Source organism: Pseudodesulfovibrio karagichevae (assembly GCF_041414475.1).
GTDB classification, from domain to species: Bacteria; Desulfobacterota; Desulfovibrionia; order Desulfovibrionales; family Desulfovibrionaceae; genus Pseudodesulfovibrio; species Pseudodesulfovibrio karagichevae.
Genome location: NZ_JBGLYH010000023.1, coordinates 23,448 through 50,246, shown reverse-complemented (window position 1 = coordinate 50,246; position 26,799 = coordinate 23,448). Strand labels below are relative to the sequence as shown.

Annotated in this window: 41 protein-coding genes; 6 read left to right on the top strand and 35 right to left on the bottom strand. The window is 64.1% G+C overall.

The window, feature by feature from the left end:
- Positions 1–116 precede the first annotated feature (116 nt).
- The 10 genes from AB6M95_RS09880 to AB6M95_RS09835 all read right to left on the bottom strand — a co-directional run bounded on the left by AB6M95_RS09880 (position 117) and on the right by AB6M95_RS09835 (position 4,173).
- Positions 117–431, bottom strand: a complete 315-nt coding sequence (locus AB6M95_RS09880; RefSeq protein ID WP_371386575.1) for a hypothetical protein — start codon at positions 429–431, stop codon at positions 117–119.
- Positions 432–444: 13 nt separating this feature from the next.
- Complete coding sequence (locus AB6M95_RS09875) at positions 445–870, bottom strand: hypothetical protein (protein ID WP_371386574.1); 426 nt, start codon at positions 868–870, stop codon at positions 445–447.
- A gap of 594 nt (positions 871–1,464) precedes the next feature.
- Positions 1,465–1,599, bottom strand: a complete 135-nt coding sequence (locus AB6M95_RS09870; protein WP_371386573.1) for a hypothetical protein — start codon at positions 1,597–1,599, stop codon at positions 1,465–1,467.
- Positions 1,600–1,603: 4 nt separating this feature from the next.
- Positions 1,604–1,807 (bottom strand): hypothetical protein, encoded by a 204-nt coding sequence (locus tag AB6M95_RS09865; RefSeq protein ID WP_371386572.1) that lies wholly within the window; start codon positions 1,805–1,807, stop codon positions 1,604–1,606.
- 201 nt (positions 1,808–2,008) lie between these two features.
- A complete protein-coding gene (locus tag AB6M95_RS09860; RefSeq protein ID WP_371386571.1) occupies positions 2,009–2,311 on the bottom strand; it encodes a hypothetical protein in 303 nt (100 codons plus the stop codon).
- Positions 2,308–2,457, bottom strand: coding sequence for a hypothetical protein (locus AB6M95_RS09855; protein ID WP_371386570.1), 150 nt, complete (start codon positions 2,455–2,457; stop codon positions 2,308–2,310). Before AB6M95_RS09855 ends, AB6M95_RS09860 begins: the two co-directional genes overlap by 4 nt.
- 105 nt (positions 2,458–2,562) lie before the next feature.
- Positions 2,563–3,027, bottom strand: a complete 465-nt coding sequence (locus AB6M95_RS09850) for a helix-turn-helix domain-containing protein (protein ID WP_371386569.1) — start codon at positions 3,025–3,027, stop codon at positions 2,563–2,565.
- A 106-nt stretch (positions 3,028–3,133) separates the two neighbouring features.
- A complete protein-coding gene (locus AB6M95_RS09845) occupies positions 3,134–3,358 on the bottom strand; it encodes a hypothetical protein (protein WP_371386568.1) in 225 nt (74 codons plus the stop codon).
- A 24-nt stretch (positions 3,359–3,382) separates the two neighbouring features.
- Complete coding sequence (locus AB6M95_RS09840; protein WP_371386567.1) at positions 3,383–3,877, bottom strand: phage regulatory CII family protein; 495 nt, start codon at positions 3,875–3,877, stop codon at positions 3,383–3,385.
- Between the two features lie 71 nt (positions 3,878–3,948).
- Positions 3,949–4,173: a hypothetical protein gene (locus AB6M95_RS09835; protein ID WP_371386566.1), complete on the bottom strand. Its 225-nt coding sequence runs from the start codon at positions 4,171–4,173 to the stop codon at positions 3,949–3,951.
- A 97-nt stretch (positions 4,174–4,270) separates the two neighbouring features.
- Between AB6M95_RS09835 and AB6M95_RS09830 the strand changes: the two genes are divergently transcribed.
- Positions 4,271–4,543 carry a hypothetical protein gene (locus tag AB6M95_RS09830; protein WP_371386565.1) on the top strand — a complete coding sequence of 91 codons (273 nt, stop codon included), beginning with the start codon at positions 4,271–4,273 and terminating at the stop codon, positions 4,541–4,543.
- On the opposite strand, the gene AB6M95_RS09825 is transcribed toward AB6M95_RS09830, so the two are convergent.
- Entirely contained in the window at positions 4,525–4,842 is a 318-nt protein-coding gene (locus AB6M95_RS09825; RefSeq protein WP_371386564.1) for a hypothetical protein, read from the bottom strand. The genes AB6M95_RS09830 and AB6M95_RS09825 overlap by 19 nt on opposite strands.
- Before the next feature lie 100 nt (positions 4,843–4,942).
- Here AB6M95_RS09825 and AB6M95_RS09820 point away from each other — a divergent pair, with 100 nt between their 5' ends.
- From AB6M95_RS09820 to AB6M95_RS09805, 4 genes are all read left to right on the top strand, one after another.
- Positions 4,943–5,461, top strand: coding sequence for a helix-turn-helix domain-containing protein (locus AB6M95_RS09820; RefSeq protein ID WP_371386563.1), 519 nt, complete (start codon positions 4,943–4,945; stop codon positions 5,459–5,461).
- Positions 5,462–5,573: 112 nt separating this feature from the next.
- Positions 5,574–6,323 (top strand): hypothetical protein, encoded by a 750-nt coding sequence (locus tag AB6M95_RS09815; protein ID WP_371386562.1) that lies wholly within the window; start codon positions 5,574–5,576, stop codon positions 6,321–6,323.
- An 8-nt stretch (positions 6,324–6,331) separates the two neighbouring features.
- The gene (locus tag AB6M95_RS09810; RefSeq protein ID WP_371386561.1) at positions 6,332–6,787 is read left to right on the top strand and encodes a thermonuclease family protein; all 456 of its coding nucleotides are present in this window, start codon (positions 6,332–6,334) and stop codon (positions 6,785–6,787) included.
- 6 nt (positions 6,788–6,793) lie between these two features.
- A complete protein-coding gene (locus tag AB6M95_RS09805; protein ID WP_371386560.1) occupies positions 6,794–7,042 on the top strand; it encodes a hypothetical protein in 249 nt (82 codons plus the stop codon).
- 39 nt (positions 7,043–7,081) lie between these two features.
- Here AB6M95_RS09805 and AB6M95_RS09800 read toward each other — a convergent pair whose 3' ends face one another.
- The 11 genes from AB6M95_RS09800 to AB6M95_RS09750 all read right to left on the bottom strand — a co-directional run bounded on the left by AB6M95_RS09800 (position 7,082) and on the right by AB6M95_RS09750 (position 17,352).
- Positions 7,082–7,288, bottom strand: coding sequence for a hypothetical protein (locus AB6M95_RS09800; protein WP_371386559.1), 207 nt, complete (start codon positions 7,286–7,288; stop codon positions 7,082–7,084).
- 32 nt (positions 7,289–7,320) lie between these two features.
- Positions 7,321–7,677 carry a hypothetical protein gene (locus AB6M95_RS09795; protein WP_371386558.1) on the bottom strand — a complete coding sequence of 119 codons (357 nt, stop codon included), beginning with the start codon at positions 7,675–7,677 and terminating at the stop codon, positions 7,321–7,323.
- A gap of 9 nt (positions 7,678–7,686) precedes the next feature.
- Positions 7,687–7,998, bottom strand: a complete 312-nt coding sequence (locus AB6M95_RS09790) for a phage tail fiber protein (RefSeq protein ID WP_371386557.1) — start codon at positions 7,996–7,998, stop codon at positions 7,687–7,689.
- 32 nt (positions 7,999–8,030) lie between these two features.
- On the bottom strand, positions 8,031–9,557 hold the full coding sequence (locus AB6M95_RS09785; RefSeq protein ID WP_371386556.1) for a hypothetical protein: 1,527 nt from the start codon (positions 9,555–9,557) through the stop codon (positions 8,031–8,033).
- A 2-nt stretch (positions 9,558–9,559) separates the two neighbouring features.
- Positions 9,560–9,793, bottom strand: coding sequence for a hypothetical protein (locus tag AB6M95_RS09780; RefSeq protein ID WP_371386555.1), 234 nt, complete (start codon positions 9,791–9,793; stop codon positions 9,560–9,562).
- Between the two features lie 119 nt (positions 9,794–9,912).
- Complete coding sequence (locus AB6M95_RS09775; protein WP_371386554.1) at positions 9,913–10,848, bottom strand: glycine-rich domain-containing protein; 936 nt, start codon at positions 10,846–10,848, stop codon at positions 9,913–9,915.
- Positions 10,848–13,583, bottom strand: coding sequence for a TipJ family phage tail tip protein (gene gpJ, locus AB6M95_RS09770; RefSeq protein ID WP_371386553.1), 2,736 nt, complete (start codon positions 13,581–13,583; stop codon positions 10,848–10,850). The genes AB6M95_RS09775 and gpJ overlap by 1 nt, the downstream gene beginning before the upstream one ends.
- The gene (locus AB6M95_RS09765) at positions 13,559–13,987 is read right to left on the bottom strand and encodes an NlpC/P60 family protein (RefSeq protein ID WP_371386552.1); all 429 of its coding nucleotides are present in this window, start codon (positions 13,985–13,987) and stop codon (positions 13,559–13,561) included. The genes gpJ and AB6M95_RS09765 overlap by 25 nt, the downstream gene beginning before the upstream one ends.
- Positions 13,977–14,639, bottom strand: a complete 663-nt coding sequence (locus AB6M95_RS09760) for a phage minor tail protein L (RefSeq protein WP_371386551.1) — start codon at positions 14,637–14,639, stop codon at positions 13,977–13,979. The genes AB6M95_RS09765 and AB6M95_RS09760 overlap by 11 nt, the downstream gene beginning before the upstream one ends.
- Positions 14,639–14,992 carry a hypothetical protein gene (locus AB6M95_RS09755; RefSeq protein WP_371386550.1) on the bottom strand — a complete coding sequence of 118 codons (354 nt, stop codon included), beginning with the start codon at positions 14,990–14,992 and terminating at the stop codon, positions 14,639–14,641. Before AB6M95_RS09755 ends, AB6M95_RS09760 begins: the two co-directional genes overlap by 1 nt.
- Entirely contained in the window at positions 14,992–17,352 is a 2,361-nt protein-coding gene (locus AB6M95_RS09750; protein WP_371386549.1) for a phage tail tape measure family protein, read from the bottom strand. Before AB6M95_RS09750 ends, AB6M95_RS09755 begins: the two co-directional genes overlap by 1 nt.
- A 49-nt stretch (positions 17,353–17,401) precedes the next feature.
- Here AB6M95_RS09750 and AB6M95_RS09745 point away from each other — a divergent pair, with 49 nt between their 5' ends.
- A complete protein-coding gene (locus AB6M95_RS09745; RefSeq protein WP_371386548.1) occupies positions 17,402–17,620 on the top strand; it encodes a hypothetical protein in 219 nt (72 codons plus the stop codon).
- On the opposite strand, the gene AB6M95_RS09740 is transcribed toward AB6M95_RS09745, so the two are convergent.
- The 13 genes from AB6M95_RS09740 to AB6M95_RS09680 form a co-directional block, all read right to left on the bottom strand.
- The gene (locus AB6M95_RS09740) at positions 17,595–18,032 is read right to left on the bottom strand and encodes a DUF1799 domain-containing protein (RefSeq protein WP_371386547.1); all 438 of its coding nucleotides are present in this window, start codon (positions 18,030–18,032) and stop codon (positions 17,595–17,597) included. The two genes, AB6M95_RS09745 and AB6M95_RS09740, sit on opposite strands and share 26 nt — an antisense overlap.
- Positions 17,915–18,217 carry a hypothetical protein gene (locus AB6M95_RS09735; RefSeq protein WP_371386546.1) on the bottom strand — a complete coding sequence of 101 codons (303 nt, stop codon included), beginning with the start codon at positions 18,215–18,217 and terminating at the stop codon, positions 17,915–17,917. Before AB6M95_RS09735 ends, AB6M95_RS09740 begins: the two co-directional genes overlap by 118 nt.
- Before the next feature lie 3 nt (positions 18,218–18,220).
- Positions 18,221–19,660 carry a phage tail tube protein gene (locus tag AB6M95_RS09730; RefSeq protein ID WP_371386545.1) on the bottom strand — a complete coding sequence of 480 codons (1,440 nt, stop codon included), beginning with the start codon at positions 19,658–19,660 and terminating at the stop codon, positions 18,221–18,223.
- Positions 19,661–19,672: 12 nt separating this feature from the next.
- The gene (locus AB6M95_RS09725; protein ID WP_371386544.1) at positions 19,673–20,128 is read right to left on the bottom strand and encodes a hypothetical protein; all 456 of its coding nucleotides are present in this window, start codon (positions 20,126–20,128) and stop codon (positions 19,673–19,675) included.
- A 9-nt stretch (positions 20,129–20,137) separates the two neighbouring features.
- Positions 20,138–20,827: a hypothetical protein gene (locus tag AB6M95_RS09720; RefSeq protein WP_371386543.1), complete on the bottom strand. Its 690-nt coding sequence runs from the start codon at positions 20,825–20,827 to the stop codon at positions 20,138–20,140.
- Positions 20,824–21,171 carry a hypothetical protein gene (locus AB6M95_RS09715; RefSeq protein ID WP_371386542.1) on the bottom strand — a complete coding sequence of 116 codons (348 nt, stop codon included), beginning with the start codon at positions 21,169–21,171 and terminating at the stop codon, positions 20,824–20,826. Before AB6M95_RS09715 ends, AB6M95_RS09720 begins: the two co-directional genes overlap by 4 nt.
- Before the next feature lie 9 nt (positions 21,172–21,180).
- Entirely contained in the window at positions 21,181–21,381 is a 201-nt protein-coding gene (locus AB6M95_RS09710) for a hypothetical protein (protein WP_371386541.1), read from the bottom strand.
- 13 nt (positions 21,382–21,394) lie between these two features.
- Entirely contained in the window at positions 21,395–21,880 is a 486-nt protein-coding gene (locus tag AB6M95_RS09705) for a hypothetical protein (protein WP_371386540.1), read from the bottom strand.
- The gene (locus tag AB6M95_RS09700) at positions 21,880–22,302 is read right to left on the bottom strand and encodes a DUF5675 family protein (protein ID WP_371386539.1); all 423 of its coding nucleotides are present in this window, start codon (positions 22,300–22,302) and stop codon (positions 21,880–21,882) included. Before AB6M95_RS09700 ends, AB6M95_RS09705 begins: the two co-directional genes overlap by 1 nt.
- Positions 22,295–22,573 (bottom strand): hypothetical protein, encoded by a 279-nt coding sequence (locus AB6M95_RS09695; protein ID WP_371386538.1) that lies wholly within the window; start codon positions 22,571–22,573, stop codon positions 22,295–22,297. The genes AB6M95_RS09700 and AB6M95_RS09695 overlap by 8 nt, the downstream gene beginning before the upstream one ends.
- Before the next feature lie 93 nt (positions 22,574–22,666).
- Positions 22,667–23,023, bottom strand: coding sequence for a DUF2190 family protein (locus tag AB6M95_RS09690; protein ID WP_371386537.1), 357 nt, complete (start codon positions 23,021–23,023; stop codon positions 22,667–22,669).
- A gap of 55 nt (positions 23,024–23,078) precedes the next feature.
- Positions 23,079–25,250 carry a phage major capsid protein gene (locus tag AB6M95_RS09685; RefSeq protein ID WP_371386536.1) on the bottom strand — a complete coding sequence of 724 codons (2,172 nt, stop codon included), beginning with the start codon at positions 25,248–25,250 and terminating at the stop codon, positions 23,079–23,081.
- The gene (locus AB6M95_RS09680; protein ID WP_371386535.1) at positions 25,240–26,799 is read right to left on the bottom strand and encodes a phage portal protein; all 1,560 of its coding nucleotides are present in this window, start codon (positions 26,797–26,799) and stop codon (positions 25,240–25,242) included. The genes AB6M95_RS09685 and AB6M95_RS09680 overlap by 11 nt, the downstream gene beginning before the upstream one ends.

The following is a 26,799-nucleotide window of genomic DNA, read 5'->3' as shown; positions in this document are numbered from 1 at the left end:
AACGGTTGTCTCTGGCTATATCCAGTTTGACTACGCGGCGGGTCTGCGTCTTTGTGCCTTCCAAAATCGCCCGGACAAGAGGAGCGGCGAAAGGCATGCAACCTATCTTCATCTGACTACCCTCCATACTCTTTGCATTCATGTTCAACGAACTCGGGCCAAACCAGCTTGAGGAGCGTGAAGACTTCCTCGCAGGGCTTTGAGTCGGCGGCGCAGGGTTTCTCCTCGAAAAAGACGAGGCAGCCTTTCCCACACTCCCCGCAATGCTCGTATGCGATGACGTTCTTGATGGCCTCGCGCAGCCGCTCGTTCTCGGCATGGAGCGCGTCATACGCCTCTTTGGCGTCTGCCCAATGGCAATCCCTTTCCGTTCCGGCCACGGCCCTACACCTAGTGCCAACGCACGTTCCGCATATGGGATGACTCTTCATTGTCGCACTTCCTTTAATTTGCTGCGCACTTCTGGCAGGTCACACGGGGAGCGGGGAACTCCATGGCTACACGCATCCCGTTGTCCATGACCTCTTTGGCTGTCTTCTTTTGGATCGAGAGGTGAGCCCGGCAGTGCTCGCACCTTGTGTCATGGGCGAACACGAACTGAGACGGAGTTTGTTTGAAAAATGCGTCGATGACTTCCTTGGGAACATCCAGAGGATCATCGATCGTGATGTCGGTGACGGAGATGTCAACAGACACCAGAGTATCGAAGCTCACTTTGAATTTGCTGTGACACTGGGGGCACTCCCCCTCGCTTTCATACGTCGGATGTCTTCCCCACGCGGCATCTTCAATCACACTGTTGTCGTCCGGTTCGAGGAGACAAATCTCGGAATAGATGTCGGCGCCACAATTAGGACAATATTCGCTCATTGCCGTACTTCCTCTCATTATCTTGCCTAGAAAGGCACCTCATTGAATTGCATGACTTGCTCAAGGTCCTTCGTAAACTCGCCTTGCCCTTCGACCTCTCTCACTTCACATCGCGGACATGCACATTGATCTTCACTCCGTCTGGTTTTGCAACCGAACCGGCCCAAAACATGCCCACAATCAATGCAGCGCACGCGGCCAGAGGGGACAAATCCGGGGACAATACGCGGATCATTGTCGACGTAGCATTGTCCTCCGCAGCGGGGACATATGTGGATCAACTCGTGGACCAATTCAGACGTCCAGCCCCGCCATCCACAGGTGCAGTGGACCGGCAAATCGGTCACGCAAAAAGCATCTTCCATCGTCTCAGGGAAAGGAGCGGGAGAAAATACCCCCAAGAGTATAGGCTTTGAGGACTTACCAACAGCGCTTGTACCCAGATAAAGATAACAACGTTCCTTCATGGCGACTTCCTCTCATTTTCCGACTTCCCCAGCCCTGCGCAGGGCCAGGTGGTTTTCCATCCAGGTTGCGAATCCGAGGAACCAGGCGATCGGTCGATGCTCTGCCCGTTCTTGGGCCGTGCCGCGCCTATCCATGGTCGCTCCTTCGCGGGCCTTCGACCTCAACATCCGTGCGGATGCCCAGGGCGCGGATACAGGCTTCCAACTCCACCTGCCAGATCACGGCCAGCATGAAATTCCCGAAAAAGTTTTGTCTGTGCATGCCTCTATTCCCCCTCCTCCAAGGTCACCGGGTCGATCCGCATGTGGCATTTCCGTGCCTTGGCGCGGCGCGTGCACAGCGGCAGCCACGTAAAACGCCCCTCGCCCGTCCACTCCTCGGCTCGCGCGCAATCGCTTTTCCAGGACGGGCAGTCGTAGTCCTGGCAGCGCAGCCTGTCCGGCGCGAGGTCCCTGCTCTGGTTAGCCACGGTCCACCTCCTCTCTGCTCAAAAAATACCCGCAGAACGCAGCCCCCGCCCGGTTCCGCGAAAAATCACACGGCTGGCCGTCGAAGCCGGGTCGGCGGCAACGGTCACGGCTCGGGCAGCGCGAGTCGGTGCACCGGAGCGGGCGGCGGAGATTGCCGGGGCCGGGACGTCCGGGCGCGTCTTTGGGCGAAGGAACGGCGATCATGCGGCCTCCTTGGCGGGGAAGGACGGGGCCATGCGGACGAGGAAAAGGAGCATGCTGTCGTCCAGCATCCAGGTGGGGCGGCCGAAGCGCGACAAGGTCAGGCCCAGGACGTTCTGCATGAAGATGCGCAGGTCGTCGGTCCGCTTGAACTGGGAGATGGGCCCCAGCTTGCGGTTGATCCGGCGCAGCAGGATCGTGGTGTGGCCGATGCCTTCCGGGCAGTCCTGGATTTTGCGCCGCAGGACCGTGGCGATGCGCCGGGCCCGGGCGTTGTTGATCTCGATGGACAGGCTCATCATGGCCGCATCCTCGCGTCGTAGGGCAACTGCCGCCGCTTCATCGAGCGCCGGTACAACCACCAGTCGAACAGCGAAGCCACGGCCCAAGCCAGGGCCACCCCCAGCAGGGTAAACAACATCGGCAATATCTCGGCGTACCAGGTCATATCCTTCCTCCATCCGGCCCCCGGTTCGGGAGGGCGGCCGATCCGCCCTCCCTTGCCAAAGGAGCCGAGTGCCCCGCCGGTCTCAACACCCCGGCGGGAAATTCGTTACTGTCCGCTGCTGCTGAACACCGAATCGCCCATGGGCTCGAACTCGGGCTGACCGCCGATGGTGATGACCACGTCCGGCAACTTGCCCCGCAGCCGCCGGATCAGTTCCCCGGCGTCCAGGTTGTCCACCTCGGCCCGCACCTGGGCCTCGATCCCGGCGCGGATCTCGGCCGCGTTGACCAGTTCACCGGCCTTGTCCGAGGCCACGGCGAACTTGTGGCCGCACCCGTCGCCGTCCAGTATCCAGGCCGGGGACACGCCCGTCTCGTTCCATATCCTCAGCAGCCAGTCGGACGGGATCGACCCGCGCCGCTTGGCGTCGGAGATGGACGACTGCCGCACGCCGATCTTCTCGGCCAGCTGCACCTGGGTGCGCACGCCCAGCTCTTTCATGATGCGGCCCATGCGCTCCTCGAACAGGGCGCGGTCCGCTTCGGTTACGTTCTTCGTTTTCCTGGTCATAATCTTCCTTCCTCCTCGCTCCCGGTTCGGGAGGGCGGCCCATCCGCCCTCCCTTGCACGGGGTGTTCGCGCCGGTTGTCAGGCTTTCGCTCCGGCGGAAAATTCGTTACGCCCGGTCCCCGGCGGGCACGCTGTTGTCCATCCCGCCCATGGGCACCGCCCCGGCCCGCCGGTCCCGCTTGCGCGTGTCCATGAGCACCCCGTCCAGCATCAGCCCCATGATCTTCACCCGCCCCACCTCGGGCAGATACAACTCCCCTTCGGCGGCCTGCCGGACCAGCGCATCGATGCGCGCCTTGATCTCCTCGAGTTGGGTGGTCGCGTCGGGCATGGGAACCTCCTTGGGTGGGTTTTGCTACCGGTCCTCGCCGGAACATCCGGCCATGGGCCGCACGCCGTTGATCAGGGCCACGCCCTTGGTGATCACGTCCTGGACCTCGCGGATGATCCGCTTGGCCTCGGTCCGGTCGATGCGCCGCTCGCCGTCCGGGTCCGGCTCGATGTCCTGGCGCACCTCCTCGGCCACGTCGCCCAGCTCCTTCTCCAGGTCGGTCAACGTGAGCAGCAGGTCCTGCCACCCCATGGCGGCATGCTCGAAGCGCACCCCGCCCGCCTCGGCCTGGCACGCCAGCCAGTCGATCAGCAGGCTCGACCCGCAGGCCACACAAAACGCGGGCGCCATGGGCAGGCTCGGCCAGTATTCTTCGCTGGGGTTGAAAATGCGGCTGGCCACGGAAGGCGACCACCCCACCTCGGCGGCGATCTCGGCCGCGGGCTTGCCCGAGCCGGACACCATCTGGCTGATCACGTGGGACAGGGACATCTCGGTCAGGTCGATTGGCTTTCTCATGGTGTGAAACGACTCCGGTTCACAGGTTGTCAGGGCGTGAAATAAATGAAATCTATGCGACGGATAGAAATTTATGCGACGGCGCGGTCAGGCTCGTACTTGGCCAGCCGTTCGCGGAGAGACTCGACCTCGGCCAAAAGCTCGGCCTTGGACCGGGTCACGGGTGGGAGCAGGTCGTCGGGGATACCCGCGCTCCTACAGATTTTGAGCAGGTCGCTCGGGGCGCTTGGGCAGTGATACAGGTGGCCGTTGACCGTGGCGGGAGACTTGCCGTAGGTGACGGCGATGGTCTGCACAGTCACCTTCGGATGATCGATAAACCACTTTTTGAGTTCTTTCTTGCGATCAAACATTTTTTCAAATACCTTTAAAAAAATTTAACAGGGGTTCGCCATGCCCAAAAAGAAACCGGGATTCACACTGGATGAACACAAGGCTGCGGGTGAAAAAATCAAACGGGCGAGGGATCTTTTGAATGATGTCTCAGTGAGCATCTCTCGCGCATACCCGAAATCCAGCCGGGCCGGTAAAGCTAACGGTGTGCTATTCAAGACTCTGGACGCCTTTCGCACCATCAAGCATGAATTGGACGAACAGGTGGCCAGAGACTTTCCTGATCTGACACCGAGAGAATTCGGGCCCATATATTACGGCCCCTCAAAATAGGTTTCGAGGCGGTTGATCGCCGTGGCAACATCTTCCGCATCTGGCCACCCGAAGTCCCACCGCACCTTCATGGACGGCATGTCGGGTTCGGCCAAGTCCATGACCGAGGCTGTAACGACGAGTCCAGCCGCGAGGCGAGACCAAAATATGGAGACCCGGGTACGCGTCCGAAGGGGCGGCTTGCTCATCAGGACCTTAGTCCAAGAGTCGGTCTCGTCGTTCTCGTACCCGGCTTCGGCGACCACTCTGACGATCTCATCGGGAAGCTGCCCGAGAATGGTGGAGATTTTTTCCGACACGACACCCTCCTCGCTCGTTGATTGTTGCTGTCGGGTATAGGTTTGGATTAAATTTAATCCATTGTCAATGCAATTTAATCATTTTACGATTAAAATTAATATGAAGTGGCTTCAACAGTTTGAATTAATTAAAAAAGAATTTTCAGATTCACAGCGAGAGAAAGCCACCAACGCCTCTATCGCCTCTTATTTCGGGGTATCTTTAGGCAAGGTTCAGGCCTGGAAGCGCGGACAACGTCCCAGCGCTGATGACCTGGAGGTCATCTCCAGAAAGCTCGGACTGAGCCCGGAATGGTTGTTGCTCGGGGAAGGCGAGATACGGCGGTCCGCATCCTACACGCGCGAAGACGGCATGCTCGTGGGAGAGGCCAGCAAGGCCGCCCGCCACCTCGGCCCCGTGGCCGAGCGCGTGGACGGCATCGAGCGCGCCGCGCCCGGCACCCCGCTGGTGGACATGTTGCCGTTTGTGATCAAAAATTTGCGGTCCTGGTATCATACCGTGTCCGCCGCCATGCCGGACAGCCGCGCCCTGGAGCCGGAAGGCCCGACCTACGCCCAGGAAACCAACCAGCCGAACGGCCCGCCAAGGCTCCCGGGAGACAAACACACCAGGGACTAGACGAGGCTGGAGGTGGAGTCCGGCCTCGTTTACAATGGCTGCAATAATAGACAGGACGAAGTAGCCGGTAAAAAGAATACACAAAAACAAGCAGGCAAAAGGTCTATTCGACATGCTCGACTACATCCGCAAACTAATCCACGGGCCTTTCATCAAAGTTCGCAGCTTCCGTAATTCCGGCGAGGTTTACGTTTGCTACCTGCGCGAAGCCCGCTGTACGTGTCCGGATTGGAAAAAGCGGCGTTCCGCGTACAGCAAGACGGACCCGCAACGGCTGTGCAAGCATCTGGCCAGCGAATATGACCGACTCGAAAACCCGCCCAATGGGCACAACCCGGAGCAAGAAAAGCAGATTGCGCTGTGCCGCAAATACAGAGTGGGCTACCCCCTGGGGTGGATGTACCTGGAAACGCAGGACGGGCTCATGGATATCCGGCAATCGCCGAGCGACCCGGCGTGGTTCAATGTCTACCACGACGGCGATCAGTACGGTTTCAACCACGAGGAATGCCGCTGGTCCTACGGGAACCAGCCCCCGTCCGCCAAGGAAATCGTCCAGGTGCTGCTCGGCCTGCCTCCAACCCTGGCCGAGGACGCCGTGACCACGGTCTCTCGGAAGCGCCTTGACAAATGGAAACGGGATGTCGTGGGCGAATGCGAGGGAGTGACGTTCTCGGCCCGCGTCAACGGCAAGGCGAAATGGCAGCGCGGGGTGTACGACCAGGCCGGGTTCGCCCTGCACCTCGGCACCGGGGAGTTCGAGATACAACCGCGACTCCTGCACATGGAAGAGGCGCTCGCAAGCTGGCTCCGGGCCGAGTACCAACAAATCAGGGATGAAGCCGCAGCGGAAAAGAGATAAAGACAACCATGCGCAACATTCTCATCACCACCCTGCTCTTCCTGGCCCTGGCCCTGCCCGCCCTGGCCGGGGACGTCACCCTGCTCGAACCCGGCGACAGGATCGTCGCCCAGGTCCTGGCCGTGACCGACGGCGATTCGCTGGTGGTGGAGGTGCGCGGCCTGCGCATGGCCGTGCGCATGGCCGGGGTGGACTGCCCGGAGTGGAACGCCAAGGGAGGCAAGGAGGCCACGGCCTACACCACAGAGTGGATCAACCGAGGCAGGACTGTGATCCTGGAGGCCGCCCAGGACTACTACACGAAAAAGCCGGACTGCTGGGACCGCTACGGCCGCCTCCTCGCCTGGGTCTGGCGAGACGGCCACCTCCTCCAGGAGGACCTGGTCCACACCGGCCACGCCGAGATCAAGTATATCAAGGAGCACGACAAACACTATGCGCGGCTGCAGGCCGCGAAGGAGTGATGTGAGATGGGGTACAACAAGAAACAATCTTCAGATGACATTGTCGATCTGGCCGTGAAAACCATAAAAGACAAGTCGGCCTCAAAAACGGCCAAAAGTCTGGCCGGTTCGGTCATCGCCCAGGCAAACACCGGGAAACAGACCGGCAAGGAAATGGAGACAAAGGCCGCGAAGGTGCTGCAAAGTGACAAGTACAGCGATAAAACCAAGTCGCTGGCCGGTTCCGTTGTTTCGCAGTCGAACAAGGAACGATAAAACAAAAAGCTCCCGTCACCGGGGGCTTTCTCTTGCGCATCACCAGCCGCGCCTGCGGCGAGTGGCCAGGTGCGCCTCATGGCGCCGGTTGAACTCGGCGGCGGCCGCGTCGGCAAAGCGGCGGGCCATGCCTTGGATATCGGGGTCGGGCGGAAACACGGCCACGGTCCGGCCGGTCAGGTTGTCCCGGACCACGGCCCCGTCCGCGCCGTCGCGCCGGGCCTGGAATCGCTGCGGGCTGCTCATGCGGGCACTGTACCCGCAGCGGCTGGCCAGGTCTAGGGCAGCACCGCCGAGCTGGGCCGGATCCTGACCATCAACCTCGACTCCTTGGTGGCCGGATCGATGATGTCCACGCCCGTGGGCAACTGGTTGACCGTGTCCTTGACCTTGCACTCGTGGTAGTATTCGCCCGCCAGGTCCGCCGTGTCCTCCGGGGACAGCTGGAAGCCGACCGTATGGCCGCTGCTCACGGTCCCGGCCTTGGACACCAGCGGAGGACCGCCCTCGCTGGCCGCTATCACGTAGACGAAAGCCGCGCCGGTCAGGTCCGAACCCTCGCCGTCGGTGGTCACCGCCAGCTCGATGAAACACCCGGTCCCGGCCCGCAACTCGTAGGCGTATTCGATGGCCATGGTCACCCCCTATGCGGGATCGTTGTTCAGATCGAGCGAGCCGGAGATGCCGGTCACGGTGAAGTCGGCGGGGTCGGTCTTGGTGGAGCTGAGCGCGCCGTACGCCAGCATGTTCCCGGCGGTTGCGGCGTCGAACAGCGCCCAATGGGTGGCCTGACCGCCCCCGGCCACGGTCAGCTGAGGATTGTTCGACAGCGCCCGCGCGCCGTTGGCGGCCGCCGCGTAGGTCGCGGCCACGCGCGCCGCGCTCACCTCGGTGCCGGTGTCCGCCGGGTCACCGTCGAACAGGGCCGCATACAGGGACGTGTGGGCATTCAACATGGCGTTCTTCGCTACAGTGGTCCAGGGCATGATCAATCTCCTATGTTGCCGGTTAATGTGATGACCAGCCGCCGCTGCCCGGCCAGCTGGAAATTGAGGCGGCGGTTGCCCGCCAGGCGGATGACCTCGCGGATCACGGCGGTGTCGCCCTCGATGAAGATCGTTGCGCTGCCCCCGCCGGACACGGCCAGGGCCTCATAGAATTCGACCACGGCCGCCAGTTCGGCCGCACCGCCGCCGGAGATGGACAGGACGTCCTTGAATCCGATCCGGGCCGTGAGCGATGCGCTCCCGCCGCCCGAGACGGCCAGCCCGGCCTGGAACCCGACCCGGTCCGCGAGCGCCGCGCCGCCACCGCCGGACGCGCTCAGGCTGTCCAGAAAACCGACCAACGCCGCCAGCTCGGCCGCCCCGCCTCCGGTCGCGGAAAGCGCGGCCGGATAGCCGAGCCGGGCCGTGAGGGATGCGCTCCCGCCGCCGGAAACGGACAGGGCTTCGTCGAAGTTGACGGGCGAGCCCCCGCCGGACTCGATATCGGCGTACATGGAGAGCCGGTAGCTCGCCACCTTGATGTCGACCCACGGATCGGCGTAGGTCCCCCGGAACGCTCCGTTCGTGTACGAGTCGTAAATATACATGACGGCCGTATTGATGCCCGCGCCCATGAAATATTCATGGGCGTCCGTCAGGGAGATGGACAACCCCGTTACGGACCTGAAAACATATGAACTGTTGCCCACGTAAACGGACTCGTTCGCCACCCTGGAATTGTCCGCCGCGTCGAATATACCGACGTTGAGACTGCCCGACGAGTACGTCCGAAACCCCGCGTGAATGGCTTTGACGGTATCGCCGCTGACGGCAGTATACATATCCGCCGCGAGGTTCGCTCGATACGCGGAAGATGCGGCCACGACGGAAGCACCCATGGTGCTATATCCGATGGTCGGGTCCAGGGTTACCGGATACACGGCGGCGTCCAGCCACGCCGGGTCGATGGAGATGGTCATCACGCCGTTGGTGATGTCGATCGTGCCCCACTGCCCATTGCCGTTCGCATCCTGGAACCATGGGCGGTACACATGAATAAATTTACCCGTCCCATACGGGCCGTGCATCCGATCCATGTAGACGGCATAGGACCCGACCACGTCGTCGGGCCGCTCGTGCCCGGCCATGATCTCGTCCCACGTCAGCGCGGGCTGGTAGTGGTACGAGAGGTTGCCCGAGTCGGTGAGGCCGAACGCCCAGGCGTATGCGCCGGGATGCTCGGTGAACGCCACGTCCCATTTCAGTCGGTCGTCGACAACGCGGAAGATATCCCCGCTCGGCGTGGCCAGCGTCTCGCCGTCGAACGTCTCGCCAGCGGCGGCCGTGGCATCGGTCCGGTTGATGTTCAGCCAGGCGACCTCTTGCCCGCCGACCTCCAGCGACAGGTTGGCGTTGGGCACCACCACCCCGGGCCAGCGCTCGTCGCTGCCGCCGATGACGGTACGCAGGTCGCGGTCAGGCGCGACCAGGATGTACTCGGAGGTGTTGCGCAGGGTCAGTCCGGTCATCACTACTCCTGGCTCTCCAGCGCGGCCAGCTCGGCCCGCAGCGTGGCGGCCTGGGATTCCAGCGCGGCCAGCTTGTCGGTGTCGTCCGTGGTGGCCGTCCCGGCGGCCACGGCCCGCAACGGCCGCACAGCGGCCATGTCCAGCGCGGCCAATTCCGCCTTGACGTCATCAGCCGTCCGCGCCGGGATGGGTGCCGGGCCGAACGATTCGCCGTCCCAGGCCATGCCCGTTGTCACCGTCCCATCGCACGGCACACAGGCAGCGACGAACCCATCGGCGTACAGCCCGGTCAGGTCCTCAGCATCGATGATTTGAGCGACTACGCCATTTTTTATGTAGGCAAACATACTCCCCCCTATCCGAGCCAGATTATGGTCATGCGGCCGTCACTCCCGGGGCCGCCGTTGTACACATTGGGTATATGGGTACCGCCTCCAGCTCCCCCACACCCATGACCGTTGGCTGCCGCTCCCGTATATTCAGTCCCTTTCGCGACAGTCCCTTCTTTCCACGGGGCAGCCCCATCGCCGCCTTTATAGTTGCCCGAGCCTTCAATCGTCACTCCAGCCCCAGGGACGCTTTGAAAGCCGGAGCTTAACTTATATCCATCTGTTCCGATCACAGGATCGCCGTTCACTCCTGCGGGGGAGCCGGGGGTACATGTCCCGCCTTCGGCGGTGAGATACGATCCAAAGGAAGTGGCCCCCCCATTATTGTTGGCCGCCCCGCCTACACCGATGGTACAGGTGAGTTCGTCACCTGGAGTTAAATTGACAGCCAGGCCGAGCAGGTGCTCTCCACATCCACCCCCACCACCAGAACTCCAATAAGTGTAGCTGATGTATGCATTAGCACCGCCCGCACCACCTCCAACCAAATCCACCAGCGCGGCCTTAGCTCCGGCGGGAACCGTCACGGTCTGGCTGGCTGTTAATTCGGTGACGCCGATAACCCCAGCTCCACCGTCAACCCAGCCAGGAAGGCCCGACACCGCTCCGAGGATTTTGCCATCGGCTCCGATGGGCAGCCTGACGAGCACGCCGTTCTCACCACGGAAAAGCAGGTCTCCGGTGGCCTCGAACGGCAGCTGGACGCCGACCTCCTTCCACGTCGGCGTCACGGCCGTGAGCTGCCACAGGGACTTGTCGTCGAGCTGCAGGGCGAGCTTGTACAGGTCCGTGGAAACATAGTCGCCGGAGGCCTCTCGCTGTGCCGCATTCGCGAACTCAAACGAATGCGGCACATGGATTTGCCTGCCTTTGAAACTGCGGTGGAGGGTCGATTCACTCATTAGGTCACCTCGTAGAAATTGCTTTCGGTTTCGCCGATGTATTCCGTGGCCGGCTGTTCCACGCCGTCGATGATCTCGGTGACCATCTCGTACACGCCGCTGATGTCGCCCAGGGTGTAGTCCACCTGGATGGCCTGGCCGCCGCCCGGGGTGTAGTCCGCGGACACGGCGAAATCGTAGATGAACCCGACCTCCAGGTTGGAGACCGGGAAAGACGGATCGTGGGTCGTGCCGATCCTGGTCCAGGCGGTGACGCCCACGCGCCGCTGAAAGACCTGCCACTGGGTGGCATGGCCGCGCCACGACAGGGTGACGCGGGTCTTGTACAACCCGTCCTCGTGGGCCGGGTGCACCCTGGCCCGCAGCCCCCGGACCGGGTCCAGGTCCACCGGCGCGGCCGGGATGGTCGTGGGTGTGCCCCCGGCCCAAACCACCGCGTTGTATTCCAGGGCGCGGATGGTCCGCGTCCACTTGGTGTCGCGGGTGATGCTGAACACCCGGGCCAGCATCTTGCCCTGCTCCACGTCGTACACGTCGCACACGGCCGAGGGCATGGGCTGGTGGTCCCAGGGGTCGACCAGGCTGATCTCGCGCGTGGTCACGGCCTCCTCGGCGGCGGGGTTCACGATGACCCCCTCGTCGATCTGCTCCGACCGCGTCTCGATGTTCATGATGTGCGTGTGCTTGACGATGATCTTGTAGCTGCGCCCTGGCTCGAAGGTGATGTCCCGGTTGATCAGCGCGCCCGACAGGGTGGCCGAGGCGATGCGCCCGCCCTGTCCCCACTTCATCTTGTCGTGGAAGGACTGAATCACGTCGCCCACCTTGCAGCCGATGGCCTCCACGCGCATCTTCTTGGTCAGGGTGCGGGTCAGCCAGCGGTTGCAGTTGAGCATCAGCCGGGCGAAGGACTCGGCCGCCTCGTAGGTCCCGCAGGCCCGCAGGGTGTACTTCTTGACGTTGGGCACCCGCCCGGTGATCTGGCCGTAGTGCGGGCCCAGGAACATGGCCACCTTGCGCACCCCGTCCGGAAAGTAGGTGATCTCGATGGCGTCCGCCTTGTCCTGCACCGGCAGGTACTCGATGCCGAAGGACCCCCGGACGATGTTCGACACCGTGGACACCAGGCTCTGCTCCGGCAGCTCCACAGGCATGTCCACGTTGCACCCCACCTGCGTGCCGTACTGCACCACGGTGAACCGCCCGAACAGGCCGATCTCCTCGAACGCGTTGCCCGAGGCCATCTCGGAGTCGAAGTAGATGTTGCACTCCTGCCCGAGGGTGTCGTTCCAGTCGGCGGCCCGCTTGAAATCCTGGTAGCGGATGCGGGTGTGCGGCCAGCCCACCCCGTAGCGCGGGTGGCGAATCTGGTCGTACACGATCCAACCGGCGTTCTTGGCCGACGTCTTGGTCCAGGCCGCCAGGTCCTCGTCGTAGACATCCAGCTCCAACCGGCGCGGGGTGCAGCTGACCACGAACCGGTTGCCGGACAGCTGGTCCGTGGCCATGGCCTCGATGGACAGCTGGGCCGTGAACGGCAAACGGAAGTCGTCGCTCACGATCTCGTGGTAATACTCCAGGTACATCTCGTTGTTGATGGTGTCGCTGGACTCCGGCTCCTCGGCAAAGGAGACCTGGATCTCGTACTGCCCGGACGGCAGCCCGGACTTGCGGAAATAACGGTTGAGCTGGGAGCGCTGCGCCCCGGAAATCACCTCGTCGCCCCACAGCGTCCACTCGGTCTCGCCCACCAGGCGGTACTCCAGGCGCACGGTCACCGACGTGGTGGTCAGCTCGGTGGTGAACTTGGCCATGCCCGACCGGGCGCACAGCCCCACGCCCAGGGCGTCGAGGTTGCCGCCCTCGCAGGTGATGACGATGGGCGAGTCGAAGCTGATCTTGGACCCCACTGCGGTCTCGAAAATGGAATCGTTGAAGGCCGGGATGGGCGCCTGGTCCACGGTCCCGGGCCGCCAATCCCAGGTCACCTCCGAGAAGTTGGACAGCGGCTGGTCGTTGATCTTGAGGTCCTGCGGTTCCAGCTGCTCGCCCTCGCCCAGCAGGTACAGCAGGTTCAGGTACTGCTTGTCCCCGTCGGTGCGGATGTACCGGCTGGCCAGGAACGGCTTGATGTTCTTGGGCTCGCCGTAGACCACGGGCAGGACCCGGCCGTTTTGCGTCGGATTGGTCTCCGCGTTCCACCCGTAGGTCGGGGACTCTTCCCACCCGGTCTTGCCCACGCCGATGGACGGCATATCCGGGCGGCCCCCGCCCAGCACGGCGTTGACCGCGTAGCCGCCGACCATGGTAATGCCGCCGGCGATGATGGCGGTCGTGGTCGGGTACGTTATGCCGGCTATCGTCGCGCCCAATGCCGTGGTGTTGGTGGTAAACAGCCCGGCGGTGATATACGGAGCATAGTACTGCCCGATCATCATGAAGCCCAGCGCTGCGATGGCGGCCAGCGGGTTCTTGCCCCCGCCCCCGCCGCCCAGGGGGATGACCTTGAACAGGATAAAGTCGTTCGGCTGGACCACGTAGGCCAGCTGCTCGAAGGGGGTCAGGAGGTTGCCGTTGACCGACACGGCCAGCTCGGTCTCCCGCATCAGCTCCACGGTGTGCGGCAGGTAGTCGCGCACCTTCCGGCCCGCGTGCCACCACTCGCGGCAAGTCGGTTCGCCGTGCGGGTCGACGATGTTGAGGATGGTCTTTACCGAGACGTATTGCCGTTCCACCGTCGATACTCCAGGATAAACCGTTTCCAGGGGCGCTCGTTGACCGCGTCGAGCTTGACCCCGACCTCGTCGCGCATGTGCAGCATCTTGCCGCCGCCGATGTACACACCGAAATGGTTGCAGGCCTCGGGCGCGAGGGGATGCGTGCGCATGACCACAAGACAAGGAGCCTCGGGCGCGGCCAGCTTGAGCCAGCGGCCGCTCTCCGCTTCGTCCCGGTAGACCGCGTGGTTGCCCTCGGCATCCCAACAGCTCCGGGCGAAGTCGGGCACGGCCACGCCGAACCGGTCGAACACGGCCATGACCAGCCCCCAGCAATCGAACTGGTGGTAGCCGCCGACCACCTGGCCCCGGCCGCCGTTGCGGAACTGCGCCGCCTGCAGGTCGAGCAGATCAGGCAACAAGGGTCGCCCCCCTCTCCACCATGGCGTAGCCGCCGAAGTTGATGGTGTTGCCCCAGGTCTCCCGGCAGGCGGTCAGGGTGTGGTTGCACTGGCTCACGTAGGGGCACTCGTAGTAGTCGCCCAGGCCGTTCTCGTCGCGGTAGGGAATCCAGGTGCAGAAATCGCGGTAGATCTTGCGGCGCGGGAACGTCGCCTTGAAGATGTCCTGGGCCCCGGCCTTGAACAGGACCCAACGCATGGGCGGCGGGATGGAGATGCCCGCGTCCTCGAACCAGTACTCCACCTCCGGCTCGGTCTGGTGCAGCAGGTTGGAGTTGACGCCGATCAGGCGCGCGTCGCAGGGCTCGTGCCCGTGCTCCTTGCGCCAGGCGTCCAGCTCCTCCACGTGGCTGACCAGCGCGCCGGTGGCGTTGGAGTTGGACAGCCGGAAGGTGAACTTGCGGTTCTCGTGCTTGTTCGTCTCCTCGATGTCGTCGAACTCGAACTCCAGCCCCTGCCACCACACGCCGGACCCGGTGGGCCACTCGATATCCTCGGTGTTGCGGGCGATACGGATATCCTCGCCGCTTGGCAGCAGGACCTCCAGCAGCCAGATGTACGAGCTGGTCGAATACTGGACGTTGCGTTCCTGGATGGATGCAAGGCTCGGCATCAGACGTCCGCCCTCCTGATGGTCATGGTCACGCTGAACATGTGGGGATACTTCCCGCTCTCCTTGTAGGGGATGCCCTTGCCGATGAAGCGGTACTCGCGCGCCTCGTTCCAGGACGGATGGGTCAGGGTGAATTTTGCGGCGCGCACCGTCTTGCGGAAGTCGAGCAGCGCGTTCAGGTCTGCCCGGGGCAGCTTGCCCCAGCTCCAGACCTCGGGATTCTCGCGGGGCGCGGTGAACTCCGGGCGGCCGCCGCCGTCGCCGGACTCGAACTCGTCCTCGAGGAAGGGATCATAGGGGCCGCCGTAGTCGATGGAGGACGGGGCCTTGATGGTCGGAAAGACGAACGCCATCAGAACTGCCCTCCCTGCAGCAGGGTCGCCACGCCCCGGCGGTTCTCCTCCAGCCCTTCCAGGAAGCAGTCGATGACCAGGTCGGTCTCATCGAACCGCGCCGAGTAGCTGCCCATGTCCATGGGCTGGCCGCCCTGGTTGTAGATGTTGATCTTCACGTCGCGGATGCCGCCCTGCCCGCCGCCCAGGCCGGACACGGTGACCGGGATCGTGCGCCCGTCGGGCAGGGGCACGTGCGCCTCCACCGGGATGGACCCTTCGGAGACCATGGTCAGCTGCGGGCCGTAGGAGATGCCGCCGGAGGCGAATCCACCGATCTTCTTGAAAAGCGACCCGCCGAAGTCCATCAAACCGTTGACCAGCGGCTCGGAAATCCAGGTGTTCATGGCCTTGCGCTGAAGGCTGACCAGGAAGTTGCCGAAGTTGACCTCCTGCATCATCAGGGCGTCGGTGATGACGTTCGCCGCCTGTCGGGTGGAGGACTGCCAGACGTCCGCCGTTTTCTCGGCCACGGACTGCGAGGTCTCGCCCATCCGCTCCATGGCCAGCTCGAAGCCGTCGGCCATGGAATCGGAGGACTCGAGCATCCTTATGTGCGCCTCCTTGATGCCCCGGCTCATCTCCTCGGCGGTGCGGCGGGCGTCCTCGCGCTGGGCTTCGTTGATCTCCGCGATGCGGTCGGCCCGGCCCTGCTCGATGCTGACGGTCTCCAGCCCGGCCGCTTCGGCGCGCTTGACCAGGTCGTCGTAATATCGTTTCGTTTCGCGCCGCTGGGCCTCGTACCGCCCCAGCGTGGCCCGCTCGATCTCGGCGGTCAGGTCCCGCTGGGCCTGGGCCGCCTGCTCGGCCTGCTGCCGGTTCTGCTTGGTCTCCTCTTCGGCGATGGAGGCCAGGGACAACCGCCGCCGTTCCCCGGCCTGGGCGACCAGCTCCTCGCTCTTGCCCGCGATCTCCAGATCCTTCTGGTAGGTCCGCTCGGCCTCGGCCCGGGCAAAGGCGAACTGGTCCATGGTCAACCGCTTGATCTCGCGGTTGAGGCTCTCCTGCAGCTTGAGCTGCTGGTCGGTCATGGGCGTGGCCGGGGCGGACGGCTCGTACCACGGCTGCGGCTGCACGGCGGAGTAATCCCTGTCCCTGGGATCGATGGACGCCTCGGGCGGTCTCGCCATGAGCAACGACTTCGGGACACTCCCTTGCCTGGCCGCCTCGAGCACCGCCTTGTAGTCCTCGGTGAGCTCGCCGGAGAAATTCCGCTTTCCGGACAGGACGTCCGGCACAGTCCCCCACATGAATTCGCGATAGGCCTTGTCGGCGCTTCCGCCGGGGAGCAAATCGCTGAACGACGATTTCTTGTATCCCTTGGGATCGGGCAACAGCAGCCCCATCCTCTTGGCCGCCGCCTCCATGCCCTTCTCCAGCTCGTCCGTGCCGCGCTTGATGACGTACAGGGCCGCGATGATCTTCCCCGGTCCTGCGCCGAACAGCCGGTAGCCGATGTAGCCGAGCCCCGCGGTCTGAAGAAGACCGCCCTCTGCGGAACCCGCCACAATCCCGTTGAAACTCTTTACGTTTTCTATGATCTTCCGGACATATCCGGGCACGTCCTGGGTGAGCAGCTCCCGGTTTGCCCGCACCCACTCGAAGGTGCTGTTGGCCAGTTCGATGATGTCGGGCGACAGCTCGGCCAGGGTGGAGCGAAGGCGGGCCTGGAGCAGCATCTCCATCTTGGTGAGCTGATCGTTCGCCTTCTCCGAACTGCGAACCAGGCTCTCGTCGATGACCAGGCCCAGCTCGCGGGCCTCGCGTCGCATGCCCTTCAACCCCTCGGACCCGCCGCGCAGCATGTTGACCAGGGCGGCTCCCTCGGAGTCGAAGAGCTTGAAGGCGATGCGCAGCGCCTCCTGGTCGGACTCGGCGTTCTTGATCACCTCGGACCAGTCGCCCAGCAGGTCGATGTTGGAGCGCATGGACCCGTCCGCGTTGCGCAGCTCCACGCCATACTGCTTGGACGTCTTGAGCAGTTCGCCCTGGCCCTGGGACACCTCGCCCAGCCGCCGGGAGAACCGTTGCATGCCCATGTCCAGCTGAGCCTGGGCCACACCGGCCAGATTGGCCGAGTAGCGCAGCTCCTGAAGCTGGTCCGTGGTCAGGCCGACCTTGTCCGCCACCTTGCCGATCTGGTCCGTGGCCTCGATGGACTGCCGGACCAAGGCAGCCATCCCGGCCACCGCCCCGCCCATCAGGGCGTTGCGCATGCTGAAAAGCTCGTTGGTCAGGTTGCGGCTGACCAAACCAATCCGGCGCATGGTGCCGGTGGCCATATCCTTGGCGGATACGATGATCTGGGTGTTCACGCTCACGATCAGCTCGCTTATTGACTTTTGATATTCCTTGACCTATTTAAAAACTATGAAGCCCGTACGACCTGATGATGACTACCGACTCCAGCAGATGCGCGATCCGAGGCTGTACGAACCTCCAACAGCCAAGGACTTTCTCGACGCGTCCCTTGATGCTGCCGGGAAGGGTGCCAAGGCCGGGGTCGGCGCAATCGAGCAGATTATCAAGTTCATCTTCTGGGCCGTCATCTTCCTGGCCGCTCTCAAGTTCCTGCTCCCGGCTTTGTAGACCGCCGCGCCTCTTCCATCCGCTCCCGCTGTCGTTCCAGCTCGGCCTGCTCCAGGGCCCGCAGCTTGGCGAACGTGCGCGGGGTGTAGTCCACCGGGGGCAGCAGCATGGCCGCCGTTTCGCGGATCACCGAATAGTCCAGGCCGATGACCCCGAAGCCCGACGACCGCCACTGCGTGGACATCCCACGCCACAGCCGCCAGGCCCCGGCGTTCTCGGGCCACAACTCCGGGCCATGCGAGTTCTCGCACCCCTCGCACTCCGAGCCCGATCCGCCGCACGCCCGGCAGTAATCTATTCGGTCCGGGTCGGTTCGCCATCCCCAGACCTCATGAAGTTTTTTATTTCGCTCCCCAACGAGAAGGTGGAGGTGGTGATCATCGAGTACAAGGTGTTCACCTTGCGGTTGCACACCTTGAGCTGGTCGTAGACATCCGGGCCGTAGGCCGTCTCGATGACCCACTGCGCCAGCTCCATCCCCTTTTCCGGGTTGCCCTCGGTCTCGGCCTCGCGCCGCAGATATTCCTTGGCATCGTCCACGCCGAGAGTCCGGCAGTCATCCGGGGTCTTGGGCATTTCAAATTTGATCTTGGCCATGCTCTACTCCTCCCAGGTCTTGATCTCGTTCTGCAGGGTGACCACGATGGCCGATCCGGCCGCGCCGGTGTCGTAGAACGCGCGGTAGCCGAACTCCTCCTTGATGCCCTTGGGGCCGGAGATGCCGGGCGTCTTGCGCTCGATTTCGGTCTCTTCCATGGACACGGTCAGGCCGTAGCCGCCCTTGTACCAGCCGAACGCCAGGGGGGTGCGGGCCTGGGACTCGGCCCGGTCCAGGAACCGGGTGGAGGTGAACAGGCCGGAGATGTTGCCGGACAGCTGCATGATGCCCTCGGGCAGGGCCACGCGGCGGCCGCCGGAGCCGATGGTGTACTGGTCGTCGCCCGTGTCCAGGTCGGCGTTGATGCTCAGGGTCACGGAGGAGAACCGGTTGGTGATGATCTCGCCGTCATCCACCACCCGCGCGTCCCCCTGGCTGAAACGCACCAGCGGGAACTGCACGGGAATGTCGTTGTCGTGCGCGTCAAACGCGGTGGAGCTTTTCTCCTCGTCCACTCCGGTCAGGGACAGGTTCACGCCCACCACGCCGGAGCCGCCCGCGGACAGCTCGGCGGACCCCACCTTGAGGCCGTAGGCGTGCAGGTACAGCGGCAGGTCCGGGAACCGCTTCTCGGCGGTCACGGACGGCATCTCGAAGTCCAGGGAATCGTCGATGCCGTAGACGTGCCGGTAAAACAGGCAGTCGGCGGTCTCGTCCCCGTTCAGGGTCTCGGCCGCGTAGGCGGCGGTGACCGCGATCACGCTCGCCGTGGAGCCCCGCTTGACCGTGTAGGTCGCGTTGTAGTTCGCGGTGCCGGCCACGGTGATCTCCGCGCCCACGGGCAGGCCGTGGCCCGCGCAGGGCAGCCCCACCAGCCCGCCGCCCAGGTCGGTGACCGGTGCCGCGTCGAGGGTAGCGCGCCGCGTCGGAGTCGCCGTGTTCGAGCTGGCCAGCAGCTCGCTCACGTAGGTGGCGCTGATGACCAGCTGATTGGCCGAGGTCTCCGGGGCCAGGACGTGGTACCCGTCGTAGTTGGTGGTGCCGGAGATGACCACCGGAGCGGACGGCTCCAGGCCGTGCGCGGTGGCGGGCAGCCCCACCTTGCCGCTGCCGAGGTCGACGGCGTTGTCATCGTCCAGGTTCACCGCCCCCACCGCCGTGGTGGTCGGCGCGCCGAACAGCGCCTTGAGCCACAGGCCGATGGCGTGGGCGTCCACCGGAACGGTGGCCGAGCCGGATTCGTCGATGTTGCCGCGCACCGGGGCCGTGGGGTTGCGGGTGCCGCGAATCAACGGATCATCCTCCAGGGCCTGGCTGGCGCTCGGCTCGAAGTTGTTGAACGGGACCAGGTAGGGTTTTCTGGACCCGGCCGCGTTGATCACGCCGAAGGCGGTCTCGAAGCCGATCAGGGCCTTGCCCTTGAAGCCTTTAGCCTGTGTCATGGTGTCCTCCTACTAACCCAGGGTGTTGGGTATGTTGACGGTGATGAAAATGTGTCTCTCGAAATATCCCTTGCCGGGGTTGGACTTCTCCGCCTGCCAGTCGGACAGGGGATATTCCAGGCCTTCCAGGTACCCGCGCACCTCGACCTCGAACTCCTTGAGCGTCTGGCCGCCCCGGTACCGGACCCCGCGCCCGCCCTCGTCACGCTCCTTGGCGGCATCCTGGATGCCGAGCACCACCATGACCACGTGCGCGCCCACCTCGATCTCCTGGCCGTCCCGGTCCGAGATGGGGATGAACCCGATGAACGGCGTGTCCTGGCTGCCCTCCATGTCGCGCGGGTCGAAGTCCAGGAAGAGGTTCGGCTTGCGGTCGAACGCCGCCTCGCAAAAATCGTTGACCGGCACGGCCGAGAGCAGGGCTTCGTACCAGGCGGTCGCAATGGTCTGGCTGTCGATGGCGTCCATGTCGTCTCCCTATGCCGCCCGGCTGTACCGGCGCTCGGACCGGCCCAGGTACTCGCTGATCTTGGTCTCGATGCGCACGCCGATCTCCTTTTTGGACGCCTCGAACACCGGCTGGATCAAGGCGCGCCCTTCGGTCTCGATGGTCTCGCCCTTGGGGATGCCCAGCCCGGCCGCGGCGAAGAACCGGCGCGTCTTGTCCGTGACCTTGGTGGAGAACCCGGCCTGGAGCCGGGCCGCCTTGGCCGCCGCGTCCTGAGAGAGAAAGCCTACGCGCACCCGCATCAGGGCCTTGTCGCGCTTGTAGCCGACCGCCTTGACCAGGGCGCCGAAGGCGTGCGTGGCCGGGTCGCGCAGTTTCTTGCCCAGCCGCTCGCGCTTGAGGTCGTCCAGGGTGCGCAGCCGCTGGATGTCGGACAACGCGGGCCAATGGGCGTGCGGCGGATTCTCGGAATAGGCCGCCTCCTGGATGCGCTTGCGCAGCCACCAGCCCACCGACCCCAGCGCCTTGGTGAACTCCTTGGGAAACGTCTTGGCCAGGTAGGCCATGAACGGAGTGACCCCGTCCTTGACGGTGACCATGGAGCCGTTCTTCGTGAAGAACTCATAGTTCCGCATGCGGATCTTGGTTTCCCCGTCCTTGTTCACCCACTGCGTGGGAAGAGTGACGTAACCGTCGAATCCGTAGGACTCTCTGCTCATCGGTACACCCCACCCTGCTGCGCGACACACAGGCACGACCACCAGGCCTGGTCGGACCCCCGACGGGGGAGCGGGCTCACGGCCCGGATCTCGTACTCGAGTTCGCCGCAGCGGAAGGCGTCCGCCTTGGTCGGCTCGCGCCCCACGTCCACGGGCCGCACCCGGATCACGGCGTAGCGCCCGGTGCCCTCGAACACGGGCGGGCCGGGCCACCCGGCCGGGATGTCGCTCATGCCGAAGTCCTCCACCATGGCGGTCATCGGCTTGGACATCTCGTCGTGCGGGTAGAACACGACCGGCTCCCCGAACGCGTCGAGAAAGACCTGGGCGGCTTCGGCAAACACTCCGGCCCCCTACTCCGCCATGGCCGCAACGGCCACGATGATGCAGACCACGGCCACAGCGCACGCGATGATGGTCACCTTGTGCGTGGCCCACAGCCCTTCGGCGGCGTCCTCGGCCTCCTTGTAGGCCTTGGCCGTCTCTTCCTTGAACTCGTTCACGGTATGCTCGGCCGCATCGGCGGCCTGCTGCTTGATCTTGTCGAGGTGCATGGTCTCTCCTTGGTTATTTCTTGCGGCTGAACAGGCCGGTCAGCCCGCTCAGTCCGCCCGTTTTCTCGCTGGAACGGCCCACGAAATAGTAACCGTAGACCCACTGGCTCATGTCGGTCAGGGCCGTGAACCGGTCTGCGCTGACGTACTGGTCCGGCAGCCACACCCCGACCATGATGGCGATGGTCAGCCCCATCAGGCACAGGGGGCGGACGTTCTTGGACATCCACGAATCCGACGCCATGTCGGCCTCGTGCCGTTTGGTCAGTTCCTTGGCGTAGGCCAGGTTGACCTCCTCGACCTTGGCCTCGAGCTGCATGACCAGCTCGGGATTCTGTGCCAGAATCGAAGCGGCGGAACTCGCGTCACGGGTCCCGGTCACGGTCTCGACAGCGTCCAGCATCTTCTCGCCAAGGCCCTTGTCCTTGGCGTCATCACCGGTGAAACACCTGATGATGGACGGAACGGCGGTAATCAGCGGGAGCAGTGCGGCAAGCATTACGCGGCCTCCTGGTAGTCATCGTCGACAATCTCGAGCGTGAACTGCTCCACGCCGTACAGCTCGTCCATGAACTCGGTGTGTGCGGTCCGGCTGTTCCACACGGCGGGAACGGCAGGGTCGCGCGTGGTGCCGAGCAGGATGCAACCCATGGTGTTGCCCACGTAGTTGCCCCAGTGGAACAGGATGTGAGTCCGGCCTTGGACGTCGGTCACCTCGAATGTCTCGCCGTAGGTGGGCGAGACGGTGCGGCGGCAGATGTACCGCCCGGCCGGGATGCACGAAATGTTAGGCTTGTTGTCCAGCCACGGATTTTCGAGGGTGTAGAGCCACGCCTGCTCGACATCACCGTCGATCAGGTACAGCCGCCCCATGGTCACCCGGTCGTCGCGAACATCGCGTTGCAGTCTGATCTCAATCATGATCAATCCCCCTGTCGTTCAGAACTTTCTCCTTGTCTTCACCTGGTCTATCGCTCCAAAGAATCAGCGCGTTGACCTTCCGCTCCACGCTAGACAGCGTCCTGCCGATCCCGTCATGCCGCTGGTCGCATTCCTTTTCACAGTCCTTGTGCCTGCGGTCGCAATCCTTTCGGGTCATGTACTTCCCGCCGCGCAGGGTGGGGACCAGAGCGCCGACGAGCAGAGCGGCATTCAAGGCAAGCAATCCGCCTTCGAGTCCTGTCAGTTCCATGGTGTCGGCGTCCCTCTGGTTGCGGTTGCCCCCTGTTCAGGGCGGCCCGTCCTGGTTGCAAAGCCGGGCCGCCCCTTCGAGGAGGTAGGGAAGTTACGCGTTCAGATCGATATGGACTTCGGCGTCATCGCTGGCCGCGGCGGCCCACGAGTGGCCCACCAGGGTGTTGTCCGTGGCCGTGGTGGTCAGCGCGCCGGAACCGGCCACGCCGTCCACCGGGTCGCCGTCCGCGTCGAAGTAGAGCGGCACGCCCTGGGCGATGGCGCCGGTGGCCTTGGGCAGATGGTGAATCTCCTTCATCATCAGCTCGCCGGTCTCGCCGTCCGGGATATCCACGGTGGCGACGCCCAGGAGCGAGCCGACCAGCACCATCTGACCGGACACGATGTCGGAGCCGGTGCCGTTGGTGTAGGTCATGAATTTTCCGGGCTGAACATGGGTCTGAGCCATGGTGTTCTCCTTGTGCTCGCCCCGGCCCTAAGCCGGGGCGGTTGTCGGTTCGGGGCTATTCGCCGGGGTTCTTGTAGACGCCCAGGGAATCCTGCCAGCCGCCGCCGAAGATGTGGCGGCACTTGTAGGACACGGCGTCGCGCACGAACTCGTCGTTCTCTTCGAGGTAGGGCTGTTCGTTGCCGTCCAGGAAGGCCAGCTCGACCGTGTCGACCTGCGACGGGGAGCCGAAGAGGTACCAGGCCGCCTCGCTGACCGCGTCCAGGCGCGGATCGGACACAGGCTGGAGCTTCCCGGCCCAGGGGTTGTGCACGCCGCTGGACATTTCCGCCGAGGGCAGCGCGGTGGAGCGCAGCAGAATCTCGACGCTGGTCTCCAGAGCCACGGGGTGCAGCAGGATGGCGGGCGTGACGTCCATGGTCGCGCCGTTCATCCCCTTCTGCTTGCGCATGGCGGCGCGGGCGGCGGACAGGGTGTCGGCCGAGACGGCGCCACCGGTTCCGGCCAGGTTGTTGTGGGCGGCATGGAAGACGGTCTTGCCGTCGTTCATGACCGGGTTGCCGGTGATCAGCCCGTAGACCACGTCGGCGACCTTGCGCTTGGCGGCAGCGCCGAGCAGCTGCGGAATGCGGCTGAAGGCGCGCAGGTCGTCGTTGACAATCATCTCCAGGGTCAGGGACAGGATCTTGCCGTACTTGCCGACGCGGTAGGATTCCTGGTTGTCCTTGAGTTCGCCGGTCTTGTACTCGCCGTTCTCACCGATCAATTCCAGATCGGGGGCCTCGGACAGGGAGATTCCGTAGATGGTCTTGAAGTCGGACGCGGGTACCACGTTGACCAGCGGACGCCACGTCTCGGGGGCTTCGGTGTACGCCCGCTGCAAGGTGCGGTTGGCCGCGTCCATGAAAATGGAGGCGAAGTCGCTGGTGGACGCGCCGCCGGCGGACAGGCGCACAACCTGCTTGGCCAGCTGGTAGCGGGACAGGGTCTTGGTAGCCACGCCCTCACGGTCCAGGCACATCCTGGCCAGCTCGTGGAGCGACAGCACCTTGAACTCGTCCGCGCCGGCAGCGGGCTTGTCCACCTTCAGGCCCATGCGCAGGGCCACGCCGTCCGTGGCCGCCATGCGGAACTTGTCCGCTTCGTCCTCGCCGGACTGGAGACGCCCGACGCCGAAGGCCGGGTTCTTTTCGGCAGCGGCCTCGTACAGCCGCAGCTTGGCCTTCTCCTCGCTGGTCTGGTCCTTGAGCACGGCGGTGATCTCCTCCGGGGCCAGGCCCATGGTGCCGCCCAGGGCAGTCAGGTTGATGGCCTGGTCAGCGGTCATCTCGGCCTTGGGGGCCGGGACCGGGGCGGGGTCGGTTTTCTTTTCCGGGGCGGGTGCCTTTTCGGACTTCCGCAGTTCCTCTTTCTCAGGGCCGTTTCCGGGCTGCTCGCCGTCTTCGACGTCCAGCTTTTCAAGAAAGGCCAGGGCCTCCTGTTCGGTCGCATCCTGTTTCAGACCGCGACGTTCCAGGAACATCCTCAAACGCTTGTCCATGGATTCCTCCTGTTGGTTTATCGCGGTAGCCGACATGGCGACCGCCGCAGTATCATCATCCGCTCCAAAGGAGCAGAAACTCGTCTCGAAGACCGACGCCTTGCGCCAGATGTCGATGGGGCCGTCCACGGTCGTGCCGTTGACCTCGGCGGACTCGCCCTCCTTGAGCACTTCCACGCGCAGGGCCTGCACGCCGATGGACGCCTGCCACGGGTAGCCGTCGGCGGCGTCCCGGCGGACTCCCTGCGCAATGTCGTTGGACAGAAATTTGCCGGTGACCAGAAAGCCGCTGTCGGACGCCGCGCCGCTGTCGATGCCGCCCACCCGCCACTCGCGGACGTGCTCCAGCAGCGAGGGCACTTTGTTCTTGGCCAGGGCCATGCCGGACAGGTCGATGATAAAGGGGTCCATCCACCACCAGTCGATGACCTTGCCGGTGTAGGCCAGGATGGCGAACTCGCCGTTCTCGTTCCCGGCCTCCACGCTGCCCGGCTCGGACAGCAGCGTGACGCTGTCCTTGTCGGCCACGGCGCTGAGGGTGGCCTTGTTCCAGGCGGCGGCGCAGGCGGGCAGCTGGTTCTTGTCGCCGCCCATGCACCGTTTCAGAAAGTCCTGTTTGCTCTCGCCCTGCTCGGGCTTGGCCGCCATCGCGGCCCTCTTGAGTCTGGCCGTCTTGCTACGCAGCATGGGCCGCCTCCTTGGTTTGTTTTGCTTCACGCGCGTCCAGCGCCTGGGCCACCGCGCTGAGAATCATTTCCTTGGCCTTGCTCAAGGCGTCCTCATCACCGGAAAAACCGGACGAAGCCAACAGATCCAGCTCTTCCTGGCGTTCCCGGGTGATCTCCTCGAAGTCCAGGCCGCGGTCGGCGCACATCTTGGTCAGGGTGGTAATGCCCAGCTCATATTCGATGCGGGCGGCCTGGGCGTCGTTGCGCGGGTCTACCCAGGGCCAGCCCGGGCACAACTGTTTGATGTCGACCTCGTACCCGGCCAGATTCATGAGTCCGGTCATGGCGGCGAACTCGATGAACCGCTCGTCAATGGGGTCGTTGTGCTTGCGGTTGAGAATGGCCTGCTGGCGGCGGAAGGAGCGGCGTTCCACAAGGAGGCCCTGGCGACCACCTGAATAGGTGGTCTCGGTGAGGTCGCCGGTGAAGGTCTCGTAGCTCACGTTCATACCCACGCCACCGCCGCGCAGCTGCGACTTGACCCACGGCTCGTAGTTGGAGCCGGGCCTGTCGAACCCGGCGGCCGTGACCTTGGAGCCCGGTGACACCGTAGCCACCTGGCCGGGCTGGATGAAGTCCCCGGCCTTGAGCGTCTTTTCATCGGACGATGGATCGACGGGCGCGCCGCCCAGCGGATTCTCAACTTCCGGGAACGGTGTCTCCACGAAGAACCCGAACGCGGACAGCAGCCGCATGGCCACCTGCTCCGAGTCCTGGTATTCCTCGAAGTTGCGCATCCACATGATGATTGAAGCCATCCAGGAGATGCCCCGGCTGGAGGAGATGCGCTTTCGCGCGAAGACGTGTTCGATGCTGGCCGCATCCACACGCTGGGAATCGGTCAGGGACATCCAGGTGAAATCGCCCGGATGCTCGGGGAAAAGATGGTAGGCCACCACGTTGCCGCTCGCGTCGTACTCGATGCCGCGCTTGGCGTAGTTGCTGTTGCTCAACGTCCCGTCCACCGTGGCGTCCAGGTGGTCCGCCTCGAGCAGCTCGTAGTTCAGCGGGGGCAGCCCTTTCTTGAGCAGGGAGGTGTCGATGAAAAAGTGGATCAGGTACTCGCCGTCGGTCCACAGGTGGCGCAAGCCGAGCTCCTGTTTTTCGACCGCGTTCACGGCTTTGGCCCACCGCTTGTGCAGCCGCTCCAGGTCGCGGGCCAGGTCCCGGTTCGGCTCGCCGTTCCGGGTCAAGATGAACTGGGGCCGGATGCCGGTGAAGACGACATTGTCGCAGATCTTCTCAAGGGCCCCGGCCACGAAAGGCGAGTTCTTGGCCAGGTCGCGGGCGCGGTACACCACGTCCCGCCACTGTTTGCGGATGCTGGCGTCCCCGGACTTCCGGTCCCCGCGCCAGGCGCGGTTCGCCCCGTCCCGGCTGGCGGCCTTGTACGAAAGGTACCGCCGCCTGTCGGCCACGTAGGCCACGGCGGCGCGCGGATCGTTCAGGGCGATCATCCCGGCGCGGAGGCTGGTCCAGGAATCGAAGAGGAACCGCCCGACACCCAC